Annotated in this window: 15 protein-coding genes; 7 read left to right on the top strand and 8 right to left on the bottom strand. The window is 62.4% G+C overall.

What is annotated here, in order from left to right; translation table 11 throughout:
- Positions 1 to 44: 44 nt before the first annotated feature.
- Entirely contained in the window at positions 45 to 650 is a 606-nt protein-coding gene (locus PDR5_RS20215) for an arylesterase (protein ID WP_007955652.1), read from the bottom strand.
- A 10-nt stretch (positions 651 to 660) separates the two neighbouring features.
- On the opposite strand from PDR5_RS20215, the gene PDR5_RS20220 reads away from it, so the two are divergent.
- From PDR5_RS20220 to greB, 3 genes are read left to right on the top strand one after another with little or no spacing between them, the layout of a single operon-like run.
- Entirely contained in the window at positions 661 to 1,344 is a 684-nt protein-coding gene (locus PDR5_RS20220; protein ID WP_007955651.1) for an ABC transporter ATP-binding protein, read from the top strand.
- A complete protein-coding gene (locus PDR5_RS20225; protein WP_064598353.1) occupies positions 1,344 to 3,848 on the top strand; it encodes an ABC transporter permease in 2,505 nt (834 codons plus the stop codon). The genes PDR5_RS20220 and PDR5_RS20225 overlap by 1 nt, the downstream gene beginning before the upstream one ends.
- Positions 3,849 to 3,882: 34 nt before the next feature.
- On the top strand, positions 3,883 to 4,380 hold the full coding sequence (gene greB, locus PDR5_RS20230) for a transcription elongation factor GreB (protein WP_039770483.1): 498 nt from the start codon (positions 3,883 to 3,885) through the stop codon (positions 4,378 to 4,380).
- A gap of 3 nt (positions 4,381 to 4,383) precedes the next feature.
- Here the strand turns inward: greB and PDR5_RS20235 are convergent, their stop codons facing one another.
- From PDR5_RS20235 to PDR5_RS20245, 3 genes are all read right to left on the bottom strand, one after another.
- The gene (locus PDR5_RS20235; protein ID WP_011335317.1) at positions 4,384 to 4,692 is read right to left on the bottom strand and encodes a hypothetical protein; all 309 of its coding nucleotides are present in this window, start codon (positions 4,690 to 4,692) and stop codon (positions 4,384 to 4,386) included.
- 250 nt (positions 4,693 to 4,942) lie between these two features.
- Positions 4,943 to 5,377, bottom strand: coding sequence for a DoxX family protein (locus PDR5_RS20240; RefSeq protein WP_007950955.1), 435 nt, complete (start codon positions 5,375 to 5,377; stop codon positions 4,943 to 4,945).
- 107 nt (positions 5,378 to 5,484) lie between these two features.
- Complete coding sequence (locus PDR5_RS20245) at positions 5,485 to 6,906, bottom strand: transglycosylase SLT domain-containing protein (RefSeq protein WP_064598358.1); 1,422 nt, start codon at positions 6,904 to 6,906, stop codon at positions 5,485 to 5,487.
- A 236-nt stretch (positions 6,907 to 7,142) separates the two neighbouring features.
- On the opposite strand from PDR5_RS20245, the gene PDR5_RS20250 reads away from it, so the two are divergent.
- The 3 genes from PDR5_RS20250 (at position 7,143) to PDR5_RS20260 (ending at position 10,117) form a co-directional block, all read left to right on the top strand.
- Entirely contained in the window at positions 7,143 to 7,949 is an 807-nt protein-coding gene (locus PDR5_RS20250; protein WP_064598360.1) for a TatD family hydrolase, read from the top strand.
- A gap of 108 nt (positions 7,950 to 8,057) precedes the next feature.
- Positions 8,058 to 9,539 carry a methyl-accepting chemotaxis protein gene (locus tag PDR5_RS20255; RefSeq protein ID WP_064598362.1) on the top strand — a complete coding sequence of 494 codons (1,482 nt, stop codon included), beginning with the start codon at positions 8,058 to 8,060 and terminating at the stop codon, positions 9,537 to 9,539.
- Between the two features lie 212 nt (positions 9,540 to 9,751).
- Positions 9,752 to 10,117: an Mpo1-like protein gene (locus PDR5_RS20260; RefSeq protein ID WP_007950951.1), complete on the top strand. Its 366-nt coding sequence runs from the start codon at positions 9,752 to 9,754 to the stop codon at positions 10,115 to 10,117.
- A gap of 1 nt (position 10,118) precedes the next feature.
- Here PDR5_RS20260 and PDR5_RS20265 read toward each other — a convergent pair whose 3' ends face one another.
- From PDR5_RS20265 to PDR5_RS20275, 3 genes are all read right to left on the bottom strand, one after another.
- On the bottom strand, positions 10,119 to 10,913 hold the full coding sequence (locus tag PDR5_RS20265) for an acyl-CoA thioesterase (protein ID WP_064598363.1): 795 nt from the start codon (positions 10,911 to 10,913) through the stop codon (positions 10,119 to 10,121).
- Between the two features lie 121 nt (positions 10,914 to 11,034).
- On the bottom strand, positions 11,035 to 11,802 hold the full coding sequence (locus PDR5_RS20270; RefSeq protein WP_064598365.1) for a CHAD domain-containing protein: 768 nt from the start codon (positions 11,800 to 11,802) through the stop codon (positions 11,035 to 11,037).
- Positions 11,803 to 11,879: 77 nt separating this feature from the next.
- Entirely contained in the window at positions 11,880 to 12,158 is a 279-nt protein-coding gene (locus PDR5_RS20275; RefSeq protein ID WP_007950948.1) for a hypothetical protein, read from the bottom strand.
- Positions 12,159 to 12,375: 217 nt separating this feature from the next.
- On the opposite strand from PDR5_RS20275, the gene PDR5_RS20280 reads away from it, so the two are divergent.
- Entirely contained in the window at positions 12,376 to 13,413 is a 1,038-nt protein-coding gene (locus PDR5_RS20280; RefSeq protein ID WP_064598367.1) for a patatin-like phospholipase family protein, read from the top strand.
- Here PDR5_RS20280 and PDR5_RS20285 read toward each other — a convergent pair.
- Positions 13,410 to 14,108, bottom strand: coding sequence for a response regulator (locus PDR5_RS20285; RefSeq protein ID WP_039770498.1), 699 nt, complete (start codon positions 14,106 to 14,108; stop codon positions 13,410 to 13,412). The two genes, PDR5_RS20280 and PDR5_RS20285, sit on opposite strands and share 4 nt — an antisense overlap.
- Between the last annotated feature and the right edge of the window lie 14 nt (positions 14,109 to 14,122).

Raw genomic sequence — 14,122 nt, forward strand, 5'->3', positions numbered from 1 at the left:
TAAGGGGGCGCCACATTAGCCGAAAGCCTGCCGCTAGAAAAGCCTCATAGCAGCGGTTTTAGCGTCGGCCAGACATTTTCCAGCAACTTGCCCTGAGCCCCGGCCGCCGGGTGCAGACCGTCGGCCTGCATCAGGTCCGGATGCCCGCCCACGCCGTCGAGGAAAAACGGCACCAGCGGGATTTTCTTCTCCTCGGCGAGTTTGCCGTAGACCTCGGCAAAGGCATCGGTATAGCGCTTGCCGTAGTTGGGTGGCAATTGCATGCCGAGCAATAGCACCTTGGCACCGCTTTGACGGGAGCTGTCGATCATCGACGCAAGATTTTGTTGCAATTGCGTCGGCGGCATTCCGCGCAAGCCATCGTTGCCGCCCAACTCGAGGATCACCAGTTCCGGTTTGTGCTCTGCAAGCAGCGCCGGCAGCCGTGCCTGGCCTCCGGCACTGGTGTCGCCACTGATGGACGCATTGACCACTTTATCGTCAAAACCTTCGGTCTTGAGCCGCTGTTCGAGCAACGACACCCACCCAAGCCGGGTATCCAGTCCGAAACCGGCGCTGATACTATCGCCAACGATCAGGACTGTACCCGCCGCTGCGTTCTGGGCCATGCACATCAAGGCCAGGCCAGCACTCAAAAACCACACACGCATCGGATTCTCCATGGGCGCAAGCATTCTCACCGCGAAGAACCTTAGCAAAGTGGTTCCCAGCGCGGAAGGTGAACTGACCATCCTGCACGAACTCAGCCTGGAACTGAACAAGGGCGACAGCCTGGCCATCGTCGGCGCGTCCGGTTCCGGTAAATCCACCCTGCTCGGCCTGCTCGCCGGCCTTGATCTGCCAAGCAGCGGCGAAGTGACGCTCGCCGGGCAAGGCCTGAGCAATCTCGATGAAGACCAGCGCGCGCGCATTCGCGCCGAGCACGTGGGTTTCGTCTTTCAATCGTTCCAGTTGCTCGACAGCCTCAACGCGCTGGAAAACGTCATGCTGCCGCTGGAGCTCGACGGCCGCAAAGACGCTCGAAGCCGCGCCACCGAACTGCTGCAACGGGTCGGCCTCGGCCAGCGCCTGACTCACTCGCCGCGCCAGCTCTCCGGTGGTGAGCAGCAGCGCGTGGCAATTGCCCGGGCCTTCGCCGCCGAGCCGGACGTGCTGTTTGCTGACGAACCCACCGGTAATCTCGACAGCCACACCGGCGAGCGCATCAGCGACTTGCTGTTCGAATTGAACAAGGAACGCGGCACCACCCTGGTGCTGGTGACCCACGACGAACGCCTGGCCCATCGTTGCCGGCGCCTGATCCGTCTTGAAGCCGGCCTGTTGGTCGCCCCTCTGGAGCCTTGATGGCACGTCTGCCGCTGTTGCGTCTGTTCAGTCTCGCCCTGCGCCAACTGATGCGCGATGCCCGCGCCGGTGAACTGCGGGTGCTGTTTTTCGCCTTGGTGGTGGCGGTGGCGGCGAGTACCGCGATCGGCTATTTCGGCGCCCGCCTCAACGGCGCGATGATGCTGCGCGCCACCGAGTTTCTCGGGGCCGACCTGTCGCTCGAAGGCAGCTCGCCCGCCCGCCCGGAACAAATCAGGAGCGGCACCGAGTTGCGCCTGGATCATGCACAGGTGGTGGAGTTTTCCAGCGTCATCGCCACGGACAACGGTATTCAGCTCTCCAGTATCAAAGCCGTCGACCGCGCCTATCCGCTGCGCGGCGAACTGAAAAGCGCCCCCGCCCCTTACGCGACAGAGGAGGCCGGAGGCGAGCCGCAGCCCGGTGAAGCCTGGGTCGAAGCGCGCCTGCTGACGGCGCTGGACTTGAAGATTGGCGACAGCATCGACGTCGGCATGAAGACGCTGAAACTGACGCGAGTGCTGACCTACGAACCGGATCGCGCCGGTAACTTCTACAGCCTGACCCCACGAGTGCTGATCAACCTCGACGACCTCGCTGCGACCGGCGTGGTGCAACCCGGCAGCCGGGTGAGTTACCGCGAACTGTGGCGCGGAGAGCCGCAGGCGCTGGAAACCTATCGCCAACTGATCAAACCGGGCCTCGCCGCCAACCAGCGGATTCAGGATGCCCGCGATGGCAACCGGCAGATCGGCGGTGCACTGGGCAAGGCCGAACGCTATCTGAACATGGCCAGTCTGGTCGCTGTTCTACTGGCCGGTGTCGCGGTGGCGTTATCGGCCAACCGCTTCGCCAGCCGCCGCTTCGATGCCAGCGCCCTGCTGCGTTGCCTGGGTCTGTCGCGCCGGGAAACCCTGGTGCTGTTCAGTCTGCAACTGACGGTGCTCGGCCTGCTCGCCAGCCTCGGCGGCGCCCTGCTCGGCTGGCTCGCGCAATTGGGATTGTTCGCGTTGCTGCATGATCTGCTGCCGACCGACGTTCCACCGGGTGGCTTGTTGCCGGCACTGGCCGGAATAGGCACCGGGCTGGTGGCGCTGGCCGGTTTCGCCCTGCCACCACTCGCCGCGCTGGGCCGCGTGCCGCCGCTGCGGGTATTGCGTCGGGACATGCTGCCGATTCCATCGAGCACCTGGATGGTCTATGGCGCGGCACTCGGCGCGCTCGGGTTGATCATGTGGCGCCTGAGTCTGGACCTGCTGCTGACGTTCGCCCTGCTCGGCGGCGGTGTGGTCGCCGCGCTGGTGCTCGGCGGCTTGCTGCTGTTGCTGCTGCAAAGCCTGCGTCGCCTGCTCGCACGCGCGTCCCTGCCGTGGCGTCTCGGGCTGGGTCAGTTGTTGCGCCATCCTTTGGCGGCAGCCGGCCAATCACTGGCCTTCGGGCTGATCCTGCTGTCCATGGCGCTGATCGCCTTGCTGCGCGGCGAATTGCTCGACACCTGGCAGAACCAGTTGCCGAAAAACGCACCCAACTATTTCGCCCTGAACATCCTGCCGGCCGACAAACAGGCCTTCACCGATCACCTGATCAATGTCTCGGCCCAGGCCGCGCCGTTGTATCCGGTGGTGCCGGGACGGCTGATCAGCATCAACGGCGAAGCGGTGCAGCAAATCGTCAGCAAGGATTCGGCCGGCGACCGCGCGATCCAGCGCGACCTGAGCCTGACCTGGGCGGCCGATCTGCCGGCGGGCAACAAGATCACCGCCGGTTCGTGGTGGACCGGCCAACCTTCGGACGATGTTCCGGGCGTCTCGGTGGAAGGCAAGGTGGCCGAAAGCCTCAAGCTCAAACTGGGCGATCACATGGTATTCAGCGTCGGCGGGGTCAATCGTGAAGCGAAGGTCACCAGCCTGCGGGAGATCAACTGGGACAACTTCCAGCCGAACTTCTTCATGATCTTCCAGCCCGGCACCCTGAAGGATCTGCCGGCGACTTACCTGACCAGCTTCTATCTGGCGCCCGGTCACGATCAGCAGATTGTCGAGCTGTCGCGAGCATTCCCGGCAGTGACCATCCTGCAGGTCGAAGCCTTGCTCGAACAACTGCGCAGCATCCTCGCCCAGGTCACCCTGGCGGTGGAGTATGTGTTGTTGTTTGTGTTGGCGGCGGGGATGGCGGTGCTATTTTCCGGGTTGCAGGCAACGCTGGACGAACGCATTCGCCAGGGCGCACTGCTGCGTGCGCTGGGTGCCGAGCGCCAGTTGCTGATCAAGGCGCGACGGATCGAGTTCGGCTTGCTCGGCGCGGTCAGTGGATTGCTCGCGGCCATCGGTTCGGAAGTGGTGAGTCTGGTGCTGTATCGCTTCGCCTTCGACCTGCCATGGCATCCCCATCCGTGGTTGCTGCTGTTGCCGTTGATCGGCGCGGCGCTGATCGGTGGCGCCGGGGTGTTCGGCACGCGGCGTGCGCTCAACGCCAGCCCGCTGACAGTGTTGCGCGAGGGTTGATAGACTCCAGCCGTCTTAATCAAAAGAAGTTGCCATGAGCCGTTATCGCCCTCCCCGCACCGCCGGCACCGCACTGATCACCCCCGAGGGTGAAGCGCGGATGCGCGCCGAATTCCATGAGCTGTGGCATGTGCGCCGACCGCAGGTGACGCAGTCGGTCAGCGAAGCGGCGGCTCAGGGTGATCGTTCGGAAAATGCCGAGTACACCTACGGCAAGAAAATGCTGCGCGAGATCGACAGCCGCGTGCGCTTTCTCACCAAACGCCTTGAGGCGTTGAAAGTGGTCAGCGAAAAACCCAGTGATCCGAACAAGGTCTACTTCGGCGCGTGGGTGACCATCGAAGACGAAGACGGAAAACAGTCGCGCTATCGCATCGTCGGCCCGGACGAGCTGGACCTGAAACTCGGCCTGATCAGCATCGACTCACCGCTGGCCCGCGCCTTGATCGGCAAGGCGCTGGATGCCGAAGTTCGGGTACAGACGCCGACCGGCGAACAGTTCGTCTACATCGTGGCGATCGAATATCCCTGACGCTCAGCGCCGGGTGATCAGGCCCTGGCGTGCGACGCGGGTCAATTGGCGAATCATTTCCGGCGCCTCTTCACGGCTCGGGGCCTGAATGACGGCCAGATCGAAACTGTCATCGGCAAAACGCGCCAGCGACTCACCGTCTTCAACGAACTGGATCAGGAAGGCGGCAGGACCGCCGCTGCGACGTGGCCAGCCATCGAGGTAACGCAACAGCGTCGGCTGATGTTTGCCGCCAAGCAGGATTTTCGGATTGCGCTGGGTGATATGTGCCGTGATCGGCGCGGGACGTGCTGGAGGGCGTAGTGCATTCATCGTGTCGTGTCTCTGCCTCAAAAGTCTGCATGGCAGGTGAGAGGCAACACCGAACCAGCGCTTTAGCGGTATTTCGAAGCCCTGTTCCGGCTTCTGACGGCAACTGAAGAATAGTCACCTGGCGCCCCGCAAGTAGCTGTTTAAATCGGCGCATGGGCGGCATCCTAGAGAACGTGACCGGCCAGTGTCAAGAATCAGCCGCAACAAAAAAGGCCCGCAGAATGCGGGCCTTTTGCTTGAGCCAGAGCGGTCAACCGGCGATGGCGCGATCCACCGAGAGCTTGCCGGCACCTTCGATCAGTACTGCCAGACTGCCGCCAAGCAGAGCCAGGGCGAACTCGTAACCGTTGTTGGCCATGAACAGACCGTTGCTGATGTGTACGGTGAAGATCGCCACCAGCGACAGGAAGGTCAGACCCAGCGCCGCCGGGCGAACCAGCAGGCCGATGATCAGCGCCAGACCGGCGAAGAACTCGGTACCGCCGGCCAGGGTGGCCATCAGGTAACCCGGGGTCAGGCCGATGCTTTCCATGTATTGCGCGGTGCCTGCCAGACCGTAGCCACCGAACAGGCCGAAGAGTTTCTGCGAGCCGTGGGCAGCGAAGATCACGCCGACGGCAATGCGCAGAATGGTCAGACCGTAGCCGGCGCGGGTGAACAGAACCTTGTTGATCAGAGAGCTCATGTTGCGTTTCCTTGTTGTCAGAAGTGCTTGTTGGTTGGCCGCTATATTAATCAGTTATTTTCATGTTAAAAGCGCAAAAATTCCGCCATAACAATCAACTTATTTGATCATTTTCGTGAGACAACTTTCTGCCCCCCGGGCTCCAACGACTCCCGCTCCCGGTCGAACGCCAAGTAATACTTGTTCACGCTATTAACATAGCTGACGGCGCCCATTCCCACCTGCTCCATGGCAATGCGCTCGACTTGGAAGAACCACTGGTTTGGATTCAGGCCGCGACGCCGCGCTTCGGCACGCATGCCTTGCACTCGCTCCGGACCAATGTTGTAGGCCGCCAGGGTGAACGCCATGCGCTCGCGTTCGTTGAGCTTGGGGCTGTTGAAGAACTTGCGGCGGATCATCGCCAGGTACTTGGCACCGGCCTGCACATTCGCATCGAGATTCTGGATGTTGTTGACGCCAACCCGCTGTGCCGCCGACGGGGTGATCTGCATCAGCCCGGTCGGCCCGCTGCCGCTGCGCGCATTGGGCTGTAGCGCCGACTCCTTGAAGGCCAGCGCCGCCAGGTTGAGCCAGTCCATGTTTTGCGCTTCGGCGTGCTTCTGCAGGGTCGGACGCAGTTTTTCCAGGCGCTGGCGATCGGCCTTGGCCAACGGATAGTGCACTTGATAGAGACGGCGGTAGATCCGCAGGAATGCCGCATCTTCGTTAGACGGTTTTTTGTAGCCGGTCAGGAAGCGGTCGATGCTGGCCCGCAACATCGAGGCATCACGGCGCACGAACCAGTATTCCTCGCCCGGTTCGCTGATCATCACCTGACGGTCGAAACGCAGCTTGGGCAGGATCTTGCCCCAACGCTCGGCAATCGGTTGTTCGACGATGGTCAGGTGGAAAATCCCGCCCTGAACCATTTCCAGCACATCCTCGACCGCCAGCGTCGGATCGACCCATTCGATCTTGATCGGCGCCAGTTTGTGCAGCGCCAGTTTCTGGTTGAGCTGGCTGACCGCCTCCCCCGCCGCACTGCCGGTGGGCAGCGCCAGGGTTTTGCCGGCCAGTTGTTCAACCTTGGTGTAGCGCTTTTCACCCTTGATGCCGACCAGCACCAGCGGCACGTTGCTGGCAATCGGCTCGCTGCTGGCGACTGCGTGGCCCGGTTGCAACTCGAGCAGTTCGCCCGGCGCCACCAGATCGCCTTCGCCACGCTGCAACGCGCCGAGCAATTGATCCTTGGCTTTGGGGATGATCTTGAGGGTGATTTCCTGGCCATCGCGGGCGTGGCCATTGAGGTATTGCTCGAAGGCGCGCAGCCGGTGGTATTCGATGCCGATCGCCTGGCCCTGGACTTCGCCGGAGCTGTTGCGACTCTGGTTGACCAGCACCCGCAAGACGCGGCTGCTGCGGATTTCGGTGAGGTCGCGAACCTTGGCGGCCGGCACGGCTTGCAGCGGCCCGGGCAGCCGCGCGACCGCCGTCATCGGCAACAGCAGCGAACCACACAGCAGGAGCAAAACCGAGGGACGAACCATCCACTCTCCGGAAAGAATACGGGGCGTTTTCACCGCTGAGCGGTCGTAAAACACCGACGAAAACAGAGCGCCTGGAGCGCTGATAAAGTGCGAGAGACTGGCACAGTGATGGCAATTCTGCCAACCCGGCCTGCTACGCGGCCTCAACAGACAGCCATAAGCCGTTGTAGTTCTTGGCTTTTCTTATAAATCTACAGCTCTGATATGCTTTCCGGCCTTCGGCCCGAGGTAGCACCATGCAACTCATCGATATCGGCGTCAACCTGACCAACCCCAGTTTCGCCGACAAACACCAGGCCGTGCTCGACCGCGCCTACGCGGCCGGGGTCTGCCAACTGGTGCTGACCGGCACCAGTGTCGAAGGCAGCGAACAGGCGCTGGAGCTCTGCCAGCAACTGGATCCGGACGGCCAGCGACTGTTCGCCACCGCCGGCATTCACCCGCATTCGGCCAGCGACTGGAATGCCGACAGCGCACGGCGTCTGCGCAGCCTGCTGCAGGAATCGAACGTAATGGCGGTGGGTGAATGCGGACTGGATTTCAACCGCGATTTCTCGCCGCGCCCACAGCAGGAAAAAGTCCTCGAAGAACATCTGGCCCTGGCTGCCGAACTGCAATTGCCGGTGTTTCTGCATGAGCGTGATGCGAGCCAGCGCCTGCTGGAAATCCTCCGTGACTTCCGCGACCGATTGCCTGCCGCCGTGGTGCATTGCTTCACCGGCGAGCAGAAAGCCTTGTTCAGCTACCTCGATCTGGACCTGCACATCGGCATCACCGGCTGGATCTGTGACGAGCGTCGCGGCACGCATTTGCATCCGCTTGTGAAGGAGATCAAGCGCGGTCGCCTGATGCTGGAAAGCGATGCGCCGTATCTGCTGCCACGCACACTGCGGCCAAAGCCGAAGAACGGGCGCAACGAGCCGGCGTACCTGACCGAAGTGTTACGTGAGGTCGCGTTGCATCGAGGCGAAACCGAAGCAGACCTGGCGGCCCACACCACCGCCTGCGCGCGGGCGTTCTACGGTTTACCTACCCTGCCCTGAAAGAGGCAGATGCATCGGTTGTTGATGCATATCAAGAACCGGGCACCTGGGTAGCGGCACAATAATGGCACCTTGCCAAAACTGTTTCCGCTATCAGAGAAGACCTCCATGGGTGCCTGGCTTAGCAATATCTCGCTGAAATACAAATTCTGGGCGGTCAACGCGGTCGCCTTTGTCACCACCCTGTTGCTGGTGCTGTACGCCGTGCAGCTCGAACAACAGGCCCGCAGCCACGCCGCGCAAACCTCGGCCCAGGCCCAGGCGCAATTGCTAAAGGCCTGGCCGACCGGGCAGGCGCTGCCCAAATCCGATCAGGTACTGACCTTCAAACGCGGTGAAGCGCCGCGCCTCAACGATCAACCGCTGCTGGAGATCACCGACAGCAGCGGCTGGATCGAGATCAGTCACTTGCCATTATTCGGCGAAAATCCGCTGCTCGGCGCCGAGGTCTTCAGCCGCGCCGATGGCCAGCAGGTCGCCGTGATCGCCTACGCCCCCAGCCTCAGCCAGGTGTTCAGCGAGCGTTTCGCCAACTACGCGGTGGCAGTGTTCATCCTGATGCTGGCGATGCTCGGCGCTTCACAGTTGCTGATCCGTTTCCTGCTCAGCCAGCTCAACACTCTCAAGGACGTGATGCTGCACGTGGAGAAAACCGGCGACCTCGCCGCCCGGGTGCCGCTGGCGTGCAAGGATGAAGTCGGGCAGATGGCCAATGCGTTCAATGCGATGCAGGCCGGTTACCAGCGAGTGGTGACCACCGTGGCCAACACCGCGCGGCAACTCGACGTCGGCGCCGCGCGGCTGGCATCAAGCATGAACGAGGTGCGTCACGGCATGCTCGGCCAGCAGAGCGAAACCGATCAGGCCGCCACGGCGATCAACGAAATGACCGCCACCGTCTACCACATCGCCCAGCATGCCGGCGCCACACGCGACCTGTCGCAGACCGCCGATGGCCTGGCCGGCAGCGGCCAGCAAGTGGTGACCCGCGTCCAGCATTCGATTGCCGGTCTGTCCAGCGGCGTGCAGCAGACTGCCGAGATGATCCAGCGCCTGGCCGAGGACAGCCAGAAGATCAACGGCGTGGTCAGCGTGATCCACAGCATCGCCGAACAGACCAATCTGCTCGCACTTAACGCCGCGATCGAAGCGGCGCGTGCCGGGGAAATGGGTCGCGGGTTCGCGGTGGTCGCCGACGAGGTGCGCAACCTCGCCAAGCGCGTGCAGACTTCCACCGATGAAATCACCACCATGGTCTCGGCGTTGCAGGCAGGCACCCGAGATGCGGTGGACTTCATGCAGGAGAGTTCGTACAAGGCCGACGACTGCGTGCAGCAGGCGCAAGAGGCGGGAGAAGCACTGGCGGAAATCACCGGTGCGGTGGCGCAGATGCGTGAGAGCAACACGCAGATTGCGGTGGCGGCGGAGCAGCAGAGCCAGGTGGCCGAAGAGATGAACCGCGCGGTAGTGAGCATTCGTGATGTGACCGAAAACACCGTGCAACAGACCGTGGATTCGGCGACCACCAGTAACGAGTTAGCGACGCTGGCCGGGGAACTCAACAAGGCGATTGGGCAGTTGAAACTTTAAGGGCCTCATCGCGGGCAAGCCCGCTCCCACAGTAGACTCAGCGGCGTTCACAATCCCGTGTGGGAGCGGGCTTGCCCGCGATGGCGTCAGCAGAAACAGCATCAAATAAGACCATTGTCCCTATCACTTCAATAGCCAACCTTGATTCGCCGCCCTCGCTGCCCGGGCCTATTCTTCAACCATGTACCAAACATGGATCGAGGAGCAGCAACATGGGCAAACGTCACCCCAACCTTCCCGCGTGGCAATGGCGCGCGTACCCGAACAACCATCAGCACCCGACCAATCTGGTGCTGCATCTGATTGCCGTGCCGCTGTTCATCGTCGCGTTTCTGTTGATCGTCTCGGGTGTGTTCAGCCTGAGTCTGGCCAGCGTGGCGATCGGCGTGATCGGCATCATCGCGGCGCTGGGTCTGCAGCGCCATGGTCACAGCCTGGAGGCGCAAGCCTCCGAGCCGTTCAGTGATCGCAAGGACGCTGTCTCGCGGCTGCTGGTCGAGCAGTTCCTGACGTTTCCGCGGTTCTTCCTCAGTGGCGGCTGGTTTCGCGCCTGGCGTGAACGCCATCGCCGCCATTGAGTCAGGCGAAGATCGTCACCGTCTGCCGACTCATGGCAATCAGTTCACCCTTCGCGCTCCACAGCTTGGCGGCGACGTGACCATAACCGTCAGCCGCATACTCGATGTCCGCCAGGTATTGGCAAAAATCCAGCGTACTCAAATCCCGTAACGGCTGAGCGAATTCGATGGTCCAGGTCAGGGTGCTGCCCGGTGCCGGTTTCTTCAGGTACGGCAACAGCGCGGGTGGCCAGGCATCGACCAGCGCCAGCAGGTGCGCTTCGTTGACCGGTTCTTCCTTCACATCCCCGCGCAAGCGCACCCAGCCGCCCATCAGCCGCGCTTGAGTGCCGGTGAACGGCATGCCGCCGACACTCCAGCGCATCGCCAGATGACGCATGAACTCGGGGGTTACGCCTTTGATGTACGGCAGTTCCTGACAGTCGTCCCAGTGCTTCATCTCCGGCGCGGGATAGGCTTCAACCGCCACTTCCGACGGACGCGAGGCCCCGAAGCTGCCTTGCACCATCGTCACTACCTGACCGTTCTGCACGGCGCGCCCCAGCACCTGGCTGACTGCCTTGCCTTCGCGCAACACCTCGACTTCAAAGCTCACCGGCACTTCGGGCTCAATCGGGCCGACAAAGGTGATCGCCAGCGAACGCACCGGTCGATCGGCCGACACTTTAGTGCGCATCACTTCAAACTGCAGCGCGGCCACCAAGCCGCCAAAGCTGGCCCGGCCCTGGCCCCACTCCGCCGGAATCGTGACCTCCGGTTGACGACGGACAGCATCGATCAGATCGCAAAAGCGCATGGAAACCTCGGACACGAAAAAGGGAATGACCGGATCTTAACCAGCACGGCAGAGCGGCGCAGCGTCCATTCCGGTCAAAGAGACTGACAGATAAGACAGCGGTGCTGCGCGCCAGCGGGTTTCAGGACCTGAAGCAGGCCGCGCTGAGCTTTTCCAGCACCCGGTCGGCCTTGATTTCGGCCTTGGCCATGGTCGCCTGCCAGGTGGCGACGCAGGGTTGCAGATCCAGCTCCAGCTCGGCGCGGGCCAGCCATTGCCAGCAATCGTGCCAGTCACCGAGTGCGCCTTGTGCGGATTTCAAACGGGACAATGCGGCTTCCGGCAGACGATCCAGTTCCGGGTAGGCCTCGATGCCGTAACGCACGCGCTTGATCAGCAGGCGCAGGCGATGACGGTCGTGGGCCGGGTCGTGCAGCGCCACGTCGAGGTTCTTCCATTGTTTGCCCAGACGTTTTTCAATGCGCTTGTCCAGGCGCTTGAGCAATCCCTGGCGCTGGGACGCGCGCAGGAAACGCGGAAAGGCATCGAGGATCATCAACAGCGACGCCACTTCGGCGCTGGCCGCCAGCGTCGGGTACGCCTCGGCCATTTGCGCCATCCGGCGCTGTGCAGCTTCCGGCTGATCATGTTTGATCAGCCAGGCCGCCAGCACCTCGCGGTCGCGCCACGGCGTGGTCAGTTGCCCGACGCTGGCCGCCGCGCTTTCCAGCTGTTCGACACCGGGCAAGCCGCGCAACGGTCGCAACAGACTGCGCAAGCGCCGTACGGTGGTGCGCAGGTCGTGCAGCGCTTCAGGGTCGGTCCGCGCGGTCAGACGCGCCTGACAGGCCAGCAGCCGCACTTCGAGGCTCAGGACATGAGCCACCAGCTGATCAACCAACGCAGACATCGCTTGCTCCTGAATTCAATGACTTTGCACGAGTGTGCGCCGGCGCAAGCGACCTGCCCTTGCGCTACGTCAGCAGCTTAGCGCCCGGCGCGGGACTCGCGAATGTAGAAACGTGCTTTTTCGGCTTTCTTGGTGCAGCCTTCGAAGCCCTCGAATTGCTGCTGGGTTTTGGCGGCTGTCAGCAAAGACAACGCCTTGGAGTAACTGACCGTACCGGCGAAACCTTCGGCCTTGGCCAGATCCAGTTCATGCCACGCCGCGTCCAGCTGGCTGCCGCAGCTGTCGCGGTAAGCAGTCTTGCCGGCGCAACCGGCCAATGCCAGAGCCATCAACGGCACACAGATCCAGGCTTTCATCACTCACACCTCAAAGATAGGTCAACAGTCGTGCAGGTAAGACGGTGCGCCAGCGAAAAAGTGCCTTGTGTCCCGCATTTGCACCGCTCTGCAAAAGATAACGCCGACGGGTCATGAAGTATCGAAAAAACGACGCCATCGCCGCCCCGAGCGACCCCGACGATTGAAGCCCGGCCCTCGATGGGTGCATTGTGCAACCTTGTCGGGAGGAAGTTTGATGAAAAAGCGTGTCGCACTGGTGCTGGGCTCCGGTGGCGCCCGGGGCTATGCCCATATCGGGGTCATTGAAGAGATCGAACGACGGGGCTATGACATCAGTTGTATTGCCGGCTGTTCCATGGGGGCCGTGGTCGGCGGGATCTACGCCGCCGGCAAGCTCGACGAATACCGCAACTGGATCGAAAGCCTGGATTACCTCGACGTGCTGCGCCTGGTGGACGTCAGCTTCCGCCTCGGTGCGATCCGCGGCGAAAAAGTCTTCGGCCAGATCCGCAAGATCGTCGGCGAGATCAACATCGAAGACCTGCGCATCCCCTATACGGCGGTGGCCGCCGACCTCACCAACCAACAGGAAATCTGGTTTCAGGAAGGCTGTCTGCATCAGGCCATGCGCGCCTCGGCGGCGATTCCCAGCCTGTTCACCCCGGTGATGCAAGGCAACCGGATGCTGGTGGACGGCGGCATTCTCAACCCGTTACCGATCGTGCCGGTGGTATCGAGCCACTGCGACCTGATTATCGCGGTCAATCTCAACTCGACCAACCAGCGCCATTACAAACTGCCGGTGATCCAGCGCCCCGCCGCGTTCCGCACGCGCTTCGACAGCCTGATCAATTCGCTGGGCTCGAAGATGCCGTTCCGCCGCAAACAGGCCGAGCAATTGCTGATGCTGGAACAGGAAGCGCTGCGTGCCGAAGCGGCGGACATCAATCCTTGGGTCGAAGGCGCGGAGCCGGAAGCCCAGCAACCGGCCGCCGCGCCAGAGCGCGATGGCGCACCGAAATCCGCCACCGGATCGTTCATCGTCGATAACGTCGGGCCGGCTTCATTGCTTGATCTGATCAACCAGAGTTTCGAGGTGATGCAGACCTCGCTGGCGCAGTACAAGATCGCCGGGTATCCGCCGGACATCCTGATCAACGTGCCGAAGCGGGTATGCCGGTTCTTCGAGTTCTACAAGGCGCCCGAATTGATCGCGCTGGGCCGGGAGATTGCCCGGGATACGCTGGATCGCTACGAGAGCGAGCAGAACTAAAGACTGCTCTCGCTCAACAACCGATAACCGACACCCGCCTCGGTCACGATAAAGCGTGGCCGGGTCGGATCGTCTGCCAGCTTCTGCCGCAAATGCCCGACCACGATCCGCAGGTAGTGGCTGTCCTCGGTGTGAGTCGGGCCCCAGATGTCCTTGAGCAATTGCTGCTGGGTGATTACCCGCCCCGGATGCCGCGCCAGTTGCGCCAGCACTGCGTATTCCTTGCGGGTCAGGGCAACTTCAACGCCGTCCAGCAGCACCCGGCGATACGCCAGGTCCACGGTCAGCGGGCCGAAATTCAACGCGGCCTGCTGCGCTTCGCCGGCCGGTGCCTGACGCAGCAACGCGCGCACCCGGGCGAGAAACTCTTGAATGCCGAACGGCTTGGTCACGTAGTCATTGGCCCCGCCATCCAGCGCCTGGACTTTCTGCCCCTCGCTGGCACGCACCGACAACACCAACACCGGCGCCGTGGCCCATTCGCGAAACTCGCGCAGTACCTGCTGGCCGTCCATGTCCGGCAGGCCGAGGTCGAGCACCAGCAGATCGGGTTTGTTCAGCGCCGCCTGGGCCAGGCCCTCGGCGCCAGTGCCGGCCTCCAGCACTTTGTAGCCCTGGGAAGCGAGGCTGATGCGCAGGAACTTGCGGATCTGCGGTTCGTCATCGATGACCAAAATGGTCGCGGTCTGGCTCATGAGTTCACATCAAC

The sequence above is a fragment of the Pseudomonas sp. DR 5-09 genome, assembly GCF_001655595.1.
GTDB classification, from domain to species: domain Bacteria; phylum Pseudomonadota; class Gammaproteobacteria; order Pseudomonadales; family Pseudomonadaceae; genus Aquipseudomonas; species Aquipseudomonas pharyngis.

Excerpts from the sequence above, each read along its gene's own strand:
- PDR5_RS20215 (WP_007955652.1), bottom strand. The coding sequence starts at position 650 with ATGCGTGTGTGGTTTTTGAGTGCTGGCCTGGCCTTGATGTGCATGGCC.
- PDR5_RS20220 (WP_007955651.1), top strand. The coding sequence starts at position 661 with ATGGGCGCAAGCATTCTCACCGCGAAGAACCTTAGCAAAGTGGTTCCC.
- PDR5_RS20225 (WP_064598353.1), top strand. The coding sequence starts at position 1,344 with ATGGCACGTCTGCCGCTGTTGCGTCTGTTCAGTCTCGCCCTGCGCCAA.
- greB (WP_039770483.1), top strand. The coding sequence starts at position 3,883 with ATGAGCCGTTATCGCCCTCCCCGCACCGCCGGCACCGCACTGATCACC.
- PDR5_RS20235 (WP_011335317.1), bottom strand. The coding sequence starts at position 4,692 with ATGAATGCACTACGCCCTCCAGCACGTCCCGCGCCGATCACGGCACAT.
- PDR5_RS20240 (WP_007950955.1), bottom strand. The coding sequence starts at position 5,377 with ATGAGCTCTCTGATCAACAAGGTTCTGTTCACCCGCGCCGGCTACGGT.
- PDR5_RS20245 (WP_064598358.1), bottom strand. The coding sequence starts at position 6,906 with ATGGTTCGTCCCTCGGTTTTGCTCCTGCTGTGTGGTTCGCTGCTGTTG.
- PDR5_RS20250 (WP_064598360.1), top strand. The coding sequence starts at position 7,143 with ATGCAACTCATCGATATCGGCGTCAACCTGACCAACCCCAGTTTCGCC.
- PDR5_RS20255 (WP_064598362.1), top strand. The coding sequence starts at position 8,058 with ATGGGTGCCTGGCTTAGCAATATCTCGCTGAAATACAAATTCTGGGCG.
- PDR5_RS20260 (WP_007950951.1), top strand. The coding sequence starts at position 9,752 with ATGGGCAAACGTCACCCCAACCTTCCCGCGTGGCAATGGCGCGCGTAC.
- PDR5_RS20265 (WP_064598363.1), bottom strand. The coding sequence starts at position 10,913 with ATGCGCTTTTGCGATCTGATCGATGCTGTCCGTCGTCAACCGGAGGTC.
- PDR5_RS20270 (WP_064598365.1), bottom strand. The coding sequence starts at position 11,802 with ATGTCTGCGTTGGTTGATCAGCTGGTGGCTCATGTCCTGAGCCTCGAA.
- PDR5_RS20275 (WP_007950948.1), bottom strand. The coding sequence starts at position 12,158 with ATGAAAGCCTGGATCTGTGTGCCGTTGATGGCTCTGGCATTGGCCGGT.
- PDR5_RS20280 (WP_064598367.1), top strand. The coding sequence starts at position 12,376 with ATGAAAAAGCGTGTCGCACTGGTGCTGGGCTCCGGTGGCGCCCGGGGC.
- PDR5_RS20285 (WP_039770498.1), bottom strand. The coding sequence starts at position 14,108 with ATGAGCCAGACCGCGACCATTTTGGTCATCGATGACGAACCGCAGATC.